9 protein-coding genes and 1 pseudogene are annotated in these 14,073 nt (G+C 47.7%); 4 read left to right on the plus strand and 6 right to left on the minus strand.

Going from position 1 to position 14,073, the window contains the following annotated elements; all coding sequences use genetic code 11:
• Nucleotides 1–408: 408 nt before the first annotated feature.
• The 6 genes and pseudogenes from NDI45_RS28530 to NDI45_RS28555 all read right to left on the minus strand — a co-directional run bounded on the left by NDI45_RS28530 (nt 409) and on the right by NDI45_RS28555 (nt 6,085).
• Nucleotides 409–1,225: pseudogene (locus NDI45_RS28530) on the minus strand (IS6 family transposase).
• Between the two features lie 106 nt (nt 1,226–1,331).
• Nucleotides 1,332–1,598 carry a hypothetical protein gene (locus tag NDI45_RS28535; protein WP_190791112.1) on the minus strand — a complete coding sequence of 89 codons (267 nt, stop codon included), beginning with the start codon at nt 1,596–1,598 and terminating at the stop codon, nt 1,332–1,334.
• Nucleotides 1,599–1,884: 286 nt separating this feature from the next.
• A complete protein-coding gene (locus tag NDI45_RS28540; protein WP_190791111.1) occupies nt 1,885–2,121 on the minus strand; it encodes a DUF433 domain-containing protein in 237 nt (78 codons plus the stop codon).
• 875 nt (nt 2,122–2,996) lie between these two features.
• Nucleotides 2,997–4,220 carry a glycine C-acetyltransferase gene (gene kbl / locus NDI45_RS28545; RefSeq protein ID WP_348249786.1) on the minus strand — a complete coding sequence of 408 codons (1,224 nt, stop codon included), beginning with the start codon at nt 4,218–4,220 and terminating at the stop codon, nt 2,997–2,999.
• A gap of 35 nt (nt 4,221–4,255) precedes the next feature.
• Entirely contained in the window at nt 4,256–5,209 is a 954-nt protein-coding gene (locus NDI45_RS28550) for an NAD-dependent epimerase/dehydratase family protein (protein WP_190792315.1), read from the minus strand.
• Nucleotides 5,210–5,386: 177 nt separating this feature from the next.
• Complete coding sequence (locus tag NDI45_RS28555) at nt 5,387–6,085, minus strand: 2OG-Fe dioxygenase family protein (RefSeq protein WP_348249787.1); 699 nt, start codon at nt 6,083–6,085, stop codon at nt 5,387–5,389.
• Between the two features lie 534 nt (nt 6,086–6,619).
• On the opposite strand from NDI45_RS28555, the gene NDI45_RS28560 reads away from it, so the two are divergent.
• The 4 genes from NDI45_RS28560 (at nt 6,620) to NDI45_RS28575 (ending at nt 13,702) form a co-directional block, all read left to right on the plus strand.
• The gene (locus tag NDI45_RS28560) at nt 6,620–7,960 is read left to right on the plus strand and encodes a cytochrome P450 (protein ID WP_348249788.1); all 1,341 of its coding nucleotides are present in this window, start codon (nt 6,620–6,622) and stop codon (nt 7,958–7,960) included.
• A 74-nt stretch (nt 7,961–8,034) separates the two neighbouring features.
• Nucleotides 8,035–8,337 carry a hypothetical protein gene (locus NDI45_RS28565; protein ID WP_348249789.1) on the plus strand — a complete coding sequence of 101 codons (303 nt, stop codon included), beginning with the start codon at nt 8,035–8,037 and terminating at the stop codon, nt 8,335–8,337.
• A gap of 1,106 nt (nt 8,338–9,443) precedes the next feature.
• On the plus strand, nt 9,444–13,364 hold the full coding sequence (locus NDI45_RS28570; protein WP_348249790.1) for a cadherin-like domain-containing protein: 3,921 nt from the start codon (nt 9,444–9,446) through the stop codon (nt 13,362–13,364).
• A 107-nt stretch (nt 13,365–13,471) separates the two neighbouring features.
• Complete coding sequence (locus NDI45_RS28575) at nt 13,472–13,702, plus strand: DDE-type integrase/transposase/recombinase (protein WP_348249791.1); 231 nt, start codon at nt 13,472–13,474, stop codon at nt 13,700–13,702.
• Nucleotides 13,703–14,073: the final 371 nt, after the last annotated feature.

Raw genomic sequence — 14,073 nt, forward strand, 5'->3', positions numbered from 1 at the left:
CTATCTCCGATTGAACTCTGTTGGTCGAAACTCAAGCAGTTTCTTCGCTCAAAAGCGGCTCGCACCGATCAAGCCCTCGACCAAGCGATGACGGAAGCAGTTCAGTTCATTACTGAAGATGACGCCATTGGTTGGTTCAATCACTGTGGTCTATTCACATGAAATTTGCTGTATACAGAAGTTTCCTGTGCTTCTTCTGGTTGTCATTGGTTTGGTTGTGTTTTTGATGGGAAGGGTAAAAGCTCAGGCTACTTCGATCGCAGCAGTCGGAAGTCCCAGTTCTGCGATCGAGATCGTAAGCCAAGCAACCCAACAGGCTACCCCTGCCAAAACTGTCAGAACTGATTACACAAATCGCCGCTTTTTTATAATTTTTATCATTACAGACTTTCTCTTTCCTATCTTCGATTAGATAGCTTGGAATATCTCCTGTAACTCGCTAATTCGTTTAATAGAGCGTTCTCGTTTCTCAGATAAAGACACGAACTCTGCCATTCTTGTTCTTGGTCGCAAAAATTGCTGAACTTCATCAAACGCTTGACAAAATCGTTTCGCACTCTCAAGCACCCCAAAGCCTAAAGTGGGATAGTACCGTTGCTTGATCCCTCGATGGCTCTATTCGATCGGATTTCCCAAACAACCCCTCACTTCATGCTCAACATCCATTCCCAATTCCTCGTCAATTGCTCTTGGGTACGAAGCCAGACATCTGTCACTACTCGTTGTGGCGGTTGTTGGGCAACCTCATGAGCCTCAGCAAAGAAGGCTTTTGCCGCTGCCATAGCTCGTTTCTCGCTCAATTGCACATCGGCTAAATTCCCATCTTCATCAATGCCTTGATACAAATAACACCACCTCCCCTTGACTCGGATGTACGTCTCGTCCACAAACCAGATCTTGCCCACCTTCCCCTTGCGTTTGGCTCTCAGTTCCTTGGCAAAGGTTGGAGCAAAGCGCCCTTCCCAATTCCGTGCAGTCTCATGGGTAAACTCAAATCCTTGCAGCAAAAAGAATTCGGCAATGTCGCGAAAGCTGAGCTTGTAGCGGAATCGACACAGTAGGGCTTGAAAGACGATATCGGTAGGTACCTCGATGAAGTTGAAAGGTGTATCTGTGGGTTCATTAAAGGTACAACGACAATTCTTGCAGCGAAACAGAGCATAACCCAAGTTCGTCGTGCGTTGCAAGCAGGTATACGGGCTGAGCAACAATCAGGGCAGTTCATGGAGAGCTTGCTGAGCACAGATTGGGGGCAGTAGTCAGTCTATCAATTACGGGCTTCTGTCCTCAAGTGAGTACCCAGTTCTGACAGTTTCCCTTGGTTAGCGACGCTACTGCTCCATGTAAATCAAATCTTTGGGGTTCAAATCCACTCGCTCGCCTCTAGGGTTTTTGCCGCTGACCCATAAGCGACCAGAATTCGTCAATACTCGCTCAACCATCATCTCTTCCCCCTGTAAGAGCGAACCAGGAATGCTTCCCGCTTCTCCATTCACATGCTGAGTATTGACAAAAGCTTTAACCCTGAAACTGATGTTATAGAGGTCTACGAACACTACCCCATTGGCAAACCCAATTTCCTTCAGTTTTATCCGCATGGTGAGCGCCTCAGTCAGTCTTCTATATAGCCGATGGTCTGAATTTCCTTCAGTTTACGACTCAATCTGTAGACTCAACATGAAAGTGCCAGAACTGAATACTCATCATTATTCCTTACTGAGAATTTCACTTCATTTTTTCGAGTGAAACCCTGATTTTTTCGTTTAACTTATTGAGAAAATTCTCAACCATATTAAGAATTGAGATTTGAATACTCAGTTCTGACAATCTCGGTACGAGCAGCTTCAATTGAATCCAACTGCTGGGGAAACTGGGGTTGGTACCCTAGCTCTCTAAGTTCTCAGCGATCGCCTCATCAATTTCCTCGGTGTTCTGAGCATAGTAAGTGCGGGCAGCTTTCAAGTCGTCTCGGGTCAACTGAGGGTAGTCGCTGAGCAAGTTTGCCTCGGAGCATCCCTGCCCTTGTAAAGCAATCAACTGCCACACCGGAATCTGCGTCCGCCCGATACAAGCAGCTCCATTGCAGATTCCAGCAGTCTTTCTGATTTTTGGCGGTGCCATATCTTGTTCCACTAATCTTGTGATTTGGCTAGTTCTAAACTAGTTATCGGTAGAGCGATCGAGTTCGAATGTTTAGGTGTGAGCTGGGCAATGATGACTCAGCTACAGGCTCAGCCATCGGGGATTTCAAGCCGCAGTTTTACTATTCGCAGTTCATCGCGATGCAGAAAATCACTCTTCTTTCATCGTGACACAGAAGATCAATAAAGGTGAGAGCGATGCAGAAAGGTGGGATAAGAGAATGTGAGTTGCATCCTACAGCGATTGAACGATTGTGGGCGACGAACCGACAAACTTGCAGACCTTTGCTCAATACCGACTCAGGTTTTGTGTGGAGGAATCATTTTTGGATCTAAAGTCAAATGGATTCAATCTCGAAGCCTCCAGGTTGCGGGACAGATTTGCGTTCTCTCAGTTGTGCGGGGTGATTGCCTTGACGATGCTGTTTTTAGTACTGGGGGGGGCAGGTGGTTGCCTCTGGCAAGCGTCGCCAAGTCGATGCTCACTGGTATCGCGGCATAAGTTATCTGAAAATCGGTTAGAACTGGATTCGCCTTGTCATTACTCACCAATGGCAAATGCAGGTTTATCCGTTCCTCTCAAGTTCGCCTGATCCTCAACCTGCCATCGCATCTAAGCGACAACAAAATGATTCCTTCAAACGTGAATTTACTGTCCTCAGCCGCTTTCTAGCTTCTTAGTTCTGTCAGTCAAGCAGGTTCCCCCAGTCAATCCTATCAACAACCCCTTGCCGATGGCTGTCTCTGCATTGTCGGAATCTGAACCCTTTATTGTCGCATACCCTCCAATGCACTATAAACCAGTTTAATCCTTGAGAAGGGGCTTCTCCACAAGGAATGGGTGCTTTTTCTCGATCAAATGCTCCTCGTCAGACTTCTCAGAATTTCATAGCGCTGTCCTACTTTTGTAAATGCTTCAATGCAGCAATCAAGGTGCGATCGCGTATGGGCAGCCGAAACTTGGACTCGAATCCGAGCCTGTCCCTGAGGCACAACGGGATAGCTGAACCCAATGACATAAATGCCCTCCGCCAGCAAGTCCTGCGCCATATCGCGAGCTAACTTCGCATCGTAGAGCATGATCGGCGTGATGGGGTGAACCCCTGCTTTGATCTCGAAGCCCCGTTCCTGCATCTGCTGCCGAAAATAGCAGGTATTTTCCATTAGTTGATCGCGGAGTTCACTGGATTGAGCCAGCAGGTCAAGAACCGTGAGACTGGTGTAGGTGATCGTCGGAGCCAGGGTATTAGAAAACAGGTAGGGACGCGATCGCTGTCGCAGCAGGTCGATAATGCTCTTATGCCCGGAGGTGAAACCGCCCGATGCGCCGCCTAACGCTTTACCCAGAGTACTGGTAATAATATCCACCCGTCCGATAACGCCACAGTGTTCTGCAGAACCGCGTCCCGTGGCACCGATTACACCCGTGGCATGGCTGTCATCCACCATCACTAACGCATCATAAGTCTCTGCCAGATCACAAATTTGTTCTAACCTGGCGATATCACCATCCATACTGAACACGCCATCCGTCGCAATGAGGCGAATTTTGGCGTTCTGGGTTTGTTGTAAACAGTGTTCTAATTCCTGCATATTGCTATGGGCAAATCGATAGCGCTGCGCTTTGCAAAGCCGGATTCCATCAATAATGCTGGCATGGTTCAGCGCATCACTAATAACCGCACAATCTGCATTCAACAACGTTTCAAATAATCCTCCATTCGCATCAAAGCAGGACGTATATAGAATAGTGTCCTCTGTATTCAGAAACGCGGAAATTTTTGCCTCCAATTGCTTATGAATGGTTTGAGTGCCACAAATAAACCGACCAGATGCTAAACCAAACCCATACTCATCGAGTCCTCTATGGGCTGCTGCAATAATTTCCGGGTGATTGGCAAGTCCCAAATAATTATTTGCACAGAAATTGAGTACCGTCCGATCGCCCTCAATTCTGATTTCGGCATCCTGAGGAGTGGTTAAGAGACGTTCTTCCTTTGCCAGATTTGCTCGCTGAATTTCATCAAGAGACGTACCAAACAAGGAAAGTGCAGTTTTATTTACGGCAGTTTTGTTCATGATCGCAGAACTCCTGTTTTTTGGCTCTAAGCATCCTAACTCTGGGTATTCTGACTGTGGGCACGTAGTTTCTCCAGCATCTCGGTCACGATCGCGGCTAAATCATACTGATGCTGCCAACCCCAATCAGCTCGCGCTTTTGAATCATCAATCACGGAGGGCCAGGAATCGGCGATCGTTTGCCGAAAGTCGGGAACGTAACGACAGGTAAAGTGGGGCAAGTGGGTTTGAATTTCAGCAACCAGTTCTGCGGCAGAAAAACTGATCGCGGTCACGTTATAGCTCGACCGGATTTTAATAGCGTTGGAGTCTGCTTGCATAATGCCTAAAATGGCACGAATCGCGTCAGAGATATACATCATGGGGAGGCGCGTCTCCGGACGAACAAAGCAGGTGTAGGTTTCCGAGCGCAGGGCTGCCTGGAACATTTCGACCGCAAAGTCCGTAGTTCCCCCGCCTGGAGGAGCACTATAGCTGATGATGCCGGGTAAGCGCAGACTCCGTACATCAACCCCGTAGCGGTGGGCATAGTAGTGGCACAGGAATTCTCCCGTCGCCTTTGTAATGCCGTACATGGTGGTTGGATCTTCCACAGTGACCTGGGGCGTATCGAGTTTGGGTGTATGGGGTCCAAAAACTGCGATCGAACTGGGAAAAAAGACTTGCAGATTGAATCGTTGTGCAGCCTCCAGAACATGCCGCAGTCCGTTCACGTTAACATCCCAGCATCGATCGGGAAATTGTTCTCCTTTCGCAGATAATATCGCTGCCAAATGATAAACAGTATCAATGTGATAATGTTCAATTAGCTTTTGCAGCTGACCTTGATCGGTAACATCTAAAACCTCAAAGGCAAAGGAACTGGAGCGATCAGAGGGGGCTCTCCAACCGCTTTCAATCACGTTGGTTGCTCCATATTGCTGGCATAAGGCAGTTACTAAATCGCTGCCAAGCTGTCCCCTCGCACCTGTGACTAGAATTTTGTTCATCGGTCGAACCTCCTGCTGCAACCGGATGCGTTGCTAGCTCATGCAGCGTGTGTAACAGACGATAAACTTCCTCTGGCGATCCAGAAAAACTACAGGATGGCGGTTTATCTCCTGGTGCAGAGCAGGGAACTGGGCACGAATCCAATTTAGATCTAGCATCGTCATGAATCCTTTCCCCTATTCCTCATTCGGTGGGAACAGCCCTGGGCAGGTCAACACAAAGACATCTCTAGTGCCCTGACCAAAACCGATCGCCTTCACTGGGGAGGTGTAGTGAAAATATTGATCGTCCTTAAACACCAGAAATTCTCCCGGATACAGCACTTTACTCAATACAGGTTGTTTGCCCTCTTTGCTGGGATAAAGATGGGTTTCCGCACCGTCAATGTCGTGGCGATCGACCGAGAAAATGCCAACCAGATCCACCCCATCCCGATGAATGCCTTCAGGTGCAGGATTGCCCATCTTTTGAGCCGATGCGACCGTCCGAATTTGATGCACGCCAATCTCTTTGTAGGGCGAGCAAAGCTGGCAGAACTGGTAAAATTCCCAGACTAATCGCTGAAAGACTTCCTGCTGAATCAGTTCATCCTCTAGCTCGGCATACTCTCGAACCACGTCCCCCAGGAGTGGGTTATACTGCCGACTCTGAAATAGACGACGATGAGGCTGCTGAATTAAGCGATCGCCGTTCACAATGAAGTGAGAAAGCCGCCGGAACCGATAACCGCCCTCCAGATAGGGGTCAGCAGGCAAATTGGCAAAAGAAGGCTGGAGTGGCTTGACGTCGATCGCCGTTAAAAACTCCAAAACATAGCTCGCCAGACAATTTGCTTCTGGTTTAATAAATGCTTGGGATTGAGAGAAATTCAACATTGGATTCAATTGCCTCACTTAAATGAATTTCAGCAGCCCAATGACCTACCACTGACAAAAAGTAGGCAGATACCTTTCACCCTTAAAGATGAATCAAAAAGAGATGGAGCCAACTACACTCCAGATGCTGCTGGTCAGAAATAATTTTTTAAGATTTTTGCTGTTGAGGGTTTTACGTTAAGGGTTATGTAGCGACAGCCCAAACAATACTGCTTGTTGCTTATTTTCATTAGCTTAAGCAAGCTTAGCTAGGCGAGAAGAGATGACGTAAGCGCTCGCTTAGAAAAGAGACTTGTGTATACCAACCTAATACCGATCATTGTAGTAGTCTTTTTGGCGATCGTCGATCCCCAATAAGCTAGAGGGCTGTTTTCGTGAATTTACGTAAACTTAGGCTCAAGAAGCTATGTTGCAAAAACATAGGAGATTATCAATCAATTCAGAATGTTCCTCTCCCGCAGAATAGCGGTTTGTAGCAGAATTGTTAACATGAGTACTGTAGTGGTTATCCTCTATTAAACCCTGCAAGGCATTATGCCAACACTTCGTCCTCCACCTGGACCTCGGGGCCGTCCCGTAATTGGTCATCTGCCTGAGATTAACCATGATCCCATTGGTTTCTTTAGTGACTGTGCACGGCAGTATGGGAATATTTTTCGCTGGAATTTTGGACCCTTCCCTGCTTACGCCGTAAATCACCCAAGCTTAATCGAAACCATCCTGATTACACAGGTGCATCAGTTTGCAAAAAGCAGTGTCTATCGCCGAGGCTTACGGATTTTGGGCAATGGTTTGCTCAACAGCGAAGGGAGTTTCTGGCAGCGGCAACGTCGCCTTGTTCAACCTGCGTTCCACCGGGAGCGGATTGCAAGCTATAGCACCCTGATGATTGACTATACCCAGCGTCTGCTGGAGCAGTGGCAGGATGGCGAAGTACGCGATATCCACTCAGAAATGATGAACTTAGCCCTTGCGATTGTTGCGAAGGCATTGCTAGACGTTGATGTTGCTGAAGAGAAAGAAAGCATTCACGCAGTCCTCGATGTGGTCATTCACGTGAATGACCAGTTAATGAATCAGTATTTGATTCCGAATTGGCTACCAACACCCAGCAATCTTCGCTATCAACATGCAATTCGCCAGTTGGATAGCATTATTTATCACATGATTGCTGAGAGGCGATCAACCCATGAAGACCGGGGAGATTTGCTATCGCTCCTGCTGCAGATACGCGATGAGGATGGCAGCCAGATGACCGATCAGCAAGTGCGCGATGAAGCAGCTACCCTTCTGCTGGCAGGACATGAAACCACCGCAAATGCCTTAACTTGGCTGTGGTTCCTGCTCAACCAGCATCCTCAAGTCGAAGCCAGATTGCATGAGGAATTGCAAACAGTACTGGAGGGACGAGCGCCCACCCTGCAGGACATTTCGCGGCTACAGTACACTGAGCGCGTTGTTTTGGAAGCGCTGCGTCTCTACCCGCCCGTTTGGGGGATGAGCCGGGTGGCAATTGCAGCCTGTGAGTTGGAGGGATATCTAATCCCACCCGGATCAACTGTGTTTATGAGCCAATGGCTAATGCATCACGACGCTCGTTACTTTGACCAGCCGATGGAATTTAATCCAGATCGATGGAAGGATAATTTCCAGAAACGGCTGCCTCCTTGCACTTACTTTCCATTTGGTGCAGGTCCCCGCATTTGTATCGGTAAGGCGTTTGCCATGATGGAAGCTGTACTCATTGTGGCGACGATCGCATCCCAATTTCGCCTTTGCCTATCCTCCAAGGAGCCAGTCGTGTTAGAACCCTCGCTCACGCTTCGTCCAAAGCATGGCATAAGAATGGTTCTGAAGCGACGACATGAAGCTTAACTGAGATCCTGCACCAGTCTCAACAAGGGGTTGCAAAAGGAGGAAAAATCTGGAAGAAAGGGCGTAAGAAAGATTTGACTGAACGGTTATGGAAACCATTGTCCCTAAACCACGGGAGAACCGTGATTGTGCTGGCAGACACGGAGTTTGGCACGGTCGATTTTCTCGCCGCTGTCAGGCAGCGGTCATGGCGAGCAGTAGTCGGGATGCGCTGCAACCGAAAACTCTGGGATGGCTCTGATCCCTATTCTGGGGTGTACTTGGTCAGGCTCGGACGCCAACGCTGGGCTATTGAGGGCTTCTTCAAAACCATCAAGCATCGCTTTGGGTTGCATTATTTTGGTCAATCCACCAAGCTTGGAGTCTATCGTGGCTGATGCTTTTACTAATTGCTTATCTGTTGGTGCATTGGATTGACCCAGGGTCTCTACCACCTGTCCTGAATTGGAAAGCAGCGAGTAATTTACCCTATCCGTGTGGTTTCCCTCTGTCCTTTGGTTCGAGTTGCTAAAACTTATCTCAACTCGATCTGACATTGCTGCAAACTATGGATTTGAAATCATACTCAAACCTCTGCCAGATTGGGCTTACTGGCTAGGCTGCAAGATCTGAGGTATTGTATCTGAGGTTAGATTGATTGAGGCAATCTTTGGCATTGCTATTTAGAGCAACGCAAACGATACCGATCGCTTGTCCTTAAAAAGTTCTCGCGACACAACCGATGATAGGGATAGTTGCAAACTCCTTCACCTGCAATCAAATCTTCTGGTTGATACTCGATATCAGCAACTACAGACTCCAAATCTCAAAGGACAGACAACTGCTCGCCCTTAGTAAAGACCAAGAGATTAAAACCCACTCACAAAATGTATTACTTCACACAATCTTAATAGAGATTGTATTGGTGCAAACATGTGTCCGTGAAAACCCTATTGTTAAATAGCTACGGAATCCAGTTTTGGTGTTCATATTTTTCCTCAAAATGTCTTGTGTTATTTCAAGCGCATTACCTGAAGAATTACTAGTGCTTAATTCGTTAGCTTTAGCTTACTCGTCAAAAATGGTCAAGGATATTTATAGCTGTAATTTTTGAAGAAGTTGAACACGCATCCTTTCAATGCAGTTAATCTTTATGCTTTTGCTTTAGTTAGCTTTACGCTTTTACCTTAACTAGCTGACGGTAATTGCGAATTCTCCATGTAAATGGGGGTGTTTGTTTTGCTTGTTTTCTGTTGTGTCTTTCTTACCTCCGCGTTCAGCTTAACCACTACCACAGTCTTTAAAGAATATGTGTAATGGCAACTCTTAAAGTTCAAGCCTTTGATTAACAAACTTACAAGCCAGTTTGGTAATTTTGATTCCTTGCTTTAGAGTTTGTGGTGCGTCATTGAGTTAACTTGCATCGCTTTTTGACTTGTTTTTTAGCTTCGCAACTTGAATCCTTCCGTCTCGACTGAACATTTACTTCTTTGTGAAAAGTTTTATGCCTATTAACTTCAACGGTTCTTACTCCCAAAACTTCGACAGCCTGCTGACTTCAGGAACGACTAATACTTGGACTAACGACACACTATTGCCAGGTTGGTTGCTTTTTAATTCCTCTGGCACAACCATCACAACTTATGCAGCGGGCACTGGAACTGGTAATACTGGAAGTTTTTATAGCTTCGGACCAACCACAGGAACAATGACTGATCGCGCTTTAGGGGGGTTGGGTTCTGGAGCTACTTATTTCGGTAGCCCAGCTTCTGGTGCGATCGCAGGTTGGATTGCCTTTGGTGCAACCAATACATCTGAATCAACTTTCTCATCCTTCACCCTGTCGTTTGATGGAGAGCAGTGGCGCAATGGTGGTAATACATCTGCACAACCGATGGTGCTAGAGTATGGCTTTGGGTCTAGTTTTAATACAGTCACAACCTGGATTGCCCCAGGTAGCAATTTTGATTGGTTTTCCCCTATTGCCACTGCCAGCGCTGCTGCGGTAGACGGCAACGGAGCTGGTCTAGTCAGTGGTCGGGGAGGCACAATTTCGACCTCATGGGCACCAGGTGATACGCTTTGGGTTCGTTGGATTGAGCGCAACGATGCAGGAAATGATCACGGTTTGGCGATCGACAACTTTTCTTTGACGGCTTCTTCTTTTACTTCACCAACCACTCCAACCGTCACTATTACTGCTGCCGATGCCAATGCTGCCGAAGCAAATCAGGATCCTGGAACCTTCCGCATCACTCGCACTGGTGATACTGCCAATGCTCTAACGGTTAGCTATTCTGTTGGCGGGACGGCTAGTGCAGGAGACTATACGCCTACCTTAACGGGTACTGCAATGATCGCGGCTGAACAATCTTTTGTGGATGTCACCATCACGCCAGTTGATGACGCTGAGGTTGAAGGTAGCGAAACCGTTACTCTGACGGTGGTTGATACGGCTGATTACGATTTGGGTGCAGCGACTGCGGCAGATGTGGCGATCGCTGACAATGACACCCCTCCATCACCGACCATCCGCATTCGTGACATTCAAGGCACATCTCACCGTTCTCCTCTAGTTGGGCAAACGGTTAGTAATGTAGCAGGTATCGTTACAGCAGTTGCCACAAATGGCTTTTATTTACAAGACCCCAATCCTGACGCTGACGACAGAACATCTGAAGGCATTTTCGTGTTCACCAATTCGGCTCCAACGGTTGCGGTAGGAGACTCGATTCAGGTTGGCGGCACGGTAGCGGAATTTCGTCCTGGCAACAATGCCAATAACCTCACGGTTACGCGGATTACCAGTCCTTCCATCACCGTCTTGTCGAGTGGTAATGCGCTGCCAACGGCAACTATTCTAGGCAACGGTGGACGGGTAGTTCCTACTCAAGTTATTGATAACGACACGACAGGCAATATTGAAACAGGTGCTACCACCTTCGATCCAGCGCAGGATGGCATTGACTTCTACGAAAGACTAGAGGGAATGCGAGTACAGATCAACAACGCTATCACCACATCTCCTACAGCAAACTTCGGGACTTCTGAGGAAACTTGGGTACTCGCAGACAATGGAGCGAATGCCTCCAGTCGCACGGTTCGGGGTGGCAGCCTGATCACACAAACAGACTTTAATCCAGAACGGATTCAGATTGATGACCTCATTAATGGATCGGTCACGTTACCGGCAGCAGATGTGGGTGCCCAACTGAGTACGATTACTGGGGTGGTTAATTACGACTTCAACAATTACGAAGTCCTGGTATCAACGGCACCTACTGTCGTACAAGCCTCATCTCTGCAAAGAGAAGTGACTAACTTGACGGGCACTGCAAATCAACTCACGGTTGCAACCTTTAATGTCGAGAACCTTGACCCCGGTGATGGTGCTGGCAAGTTCAATGCCTTGGCAACCGCGGTTGTGAATAATTTACAATCGCCTGACATTATCAACCTGGAAGAAGTTCAGGATAATAATGGTCCCACCAATGACAGTGTGGTAGATGCCAGTCTGACCTACCAAACATTGATTAACGCGATCGTCGCTGCTGGGGGTCCTCGTTATGAGTACTGTCAAGTCAATCCAGTAGACGACACCAATGGAGGAGAACCTGGTGGCAATATTCGGGTTGGTTTCCTGTTCAATCCCAATCGAGTTAGCTTTGTCGATCGCCCCGGTGGTACTTCTACATCCAACACAACCGTTACGGACATCGGCAGTGATGGTATTCCTGATTTGTCTGCTAGCCCTGGATTAATTGACCCCACCAATTCTGCCTTTAACGCAAGCCGGAAGCCGTTGGTGGGTAAATTTCTCTTTAATGGGCAAACCGTTTATGTGATTGGCAACCACTTCAACTCGAAGGGGGGCGATCAACCACTGTTTGGTCCCAATCAACCGCCAACCCTCAACTCCGAAGTGCAGCGTAACCAGCAAGCTACCCTTGTTAAGAACTTTGTTCAAAGCATTCTAGCAATCAATCCTAACGCCAATGTTGTCGTTGCAGGCGATTTGAACGATTTTGAATTCTCAAACCCACTCTCAATTTTAGAAAGTGCTGGACTCAATACTCTGGCAGAAACCCTGCCAGCGAACGAGCGTTATACCTATAACTTTGAAGGAAATGCTCAGACCCTCGATCACATTCTAGTCAGCAACAACCTGTTGAACCGTTTAGACGGGTTTGATGTGGTTCACATTAACTCTGAGTTTGCCGACCAGGTGAGCGACCATGATCCAGTGCTAGCACGGTTTAATCTGGCAGTTCCTAACCAGGCACCAACAGCCGTTATATTCACCAACACGATTACGACTTTAGTTGAGAATACCAGCACTACCAGCCGCATCAAGGTAGCAGATATTGGCATTACTGATGATGAGGTTGGCACGAATGCCCTGAGCCTCAGCGGAACCGATGCTAGTTTCTTTGAAATTGATGGCAGTGCGCTGTACCTGAAAGCGGATACATCCCTCGATTTTGAAGCAAAAGCTAGCTATGCTGTAACCGTCAACGTTGATGATGCAACTGTAGGTAATACGCCCGACGCCAGCACCAACTTCACCCTGAGTCTCACGGATGTCAACGAAGCACCCGTTGCTGGAGCAGATTTCTTTACAGCGGCTCAGGACACCCCACGAACCATTTCCGTTGCTGATCTTCTCGCTAACGATAGTGATGTTGATCAAGGAAATGTCTTGACCATTACTGGAGTGAATAATGTGATCAGTGGTACCGTAAGCTTAAACAACAACGGTACTCCTGCAAATTTTGCTGATGATTTTGTCACCTTTAGTCCCACAAGTGGTGGCACGGGCAGCTTTACCTACAGCCTCAGTGACGGTAAGGGGGGCACCACAACAGGCAGCGTCAATCTGTTGGTTGGAACCCGACAATTAGGTGGCAATGGAGCCAACACGCTCATGGGCAATAATGGTCCAGATTACCTGGATGGTGGCAACGGAACTGACACGCTGATGGGTGGAACTGGAGATGATACACTCCTCGGTGGAAATGGCGATGATAGCCTGATCGGTGGGGCTGGAGCCGACCAGCTTACGGGCGGTAACGGTACTGATACGTTCCGCTATACCAACCTCAGTGACTCACTGCTCGGTGCGTTCGATCGCATTACTGACTTGCAAATTGGAACAGACATCATCGACGGTCCTAATGTGGTCAGTGCTGCTAATGTCGTTAAGTTAGGTGCAGTCAGCAGCTTAACAGAAACGGGAATTGCGGCTGTATTAACGGCTGGCACCTTTAAAGCGAATGACGCTGCCGTCTTTACCTCTGGTACTGGAGGAAATACGCGCACCTTTGTAGCGTTGAATGACAATATAGATGGATTTTCTGCCACAGCAGATGCCATTGTCGAAATTACAGGTTACAGCGGTAATTTGAACAGTTTGGCGATCGCATAATCCATTCAATAATAAGAGGAGTGCTCCGTGTCGTGAGGTACTCCTCTTTTATGCTCTTCAGCCGAATTATAGTCGTAGGGCTCAATTTTCTCTAGCCTCACCCTAAATTGCGATCGCGGGATAGCAAGGTAGCCACAAGATTTTTCCGCAAAGTTCTCAAGGCGACTCATCCTCAAACGCCGCGAGTAATTACGGTGGACAAGAACGCTGCCTACCCAGGAGCAGTCGAAGCCTTGAAAGGCGATGAAACGCTCACAGCAAAGACGGAATTACGGCAGAGCAAGTACCTGAATAATATCATTGAGCAGCCTCACCGCAACATCAAGCGATTGACCTAACTAAGGATGGGATTCGACTCATTTAACACGGCAAGACGAACCTTAAACGGAATTGAAGCAATGAGTCTGATTCGCAAAGGACAAGTCAAGGGAATCAGCAAAGGGGACAGTGCGGCTCAAGTAAAATTGATTGAAGCACTCTTCGGAATTAGCGCTTAACGAAACGCAAACGAGATACTTCGTTTGTCACTAAAAAGTATTTGCGACACAACCGTATTCCCTGCCCCATAGGGGAGAGGATGAGTGATATACCACGTGGTATAAGTAGTAAATGCAATGCAATGATTCGTACTCTATGCCCACGATCGGTCAAACAGAGCTAGCAGATCTGGTGCGGGAAACGCGACAACGCCTAGCACTCTCGCAAGCCA

It is taken from the genome of Leptolyngbya sp. GB1-A1, from assembly GCF_039962475.1.
GTDB lineage: Bacteria > Cyanobacteriota > Cyanobacteriia > Elainellales > Elainellaceae > Leptolyngbya_A.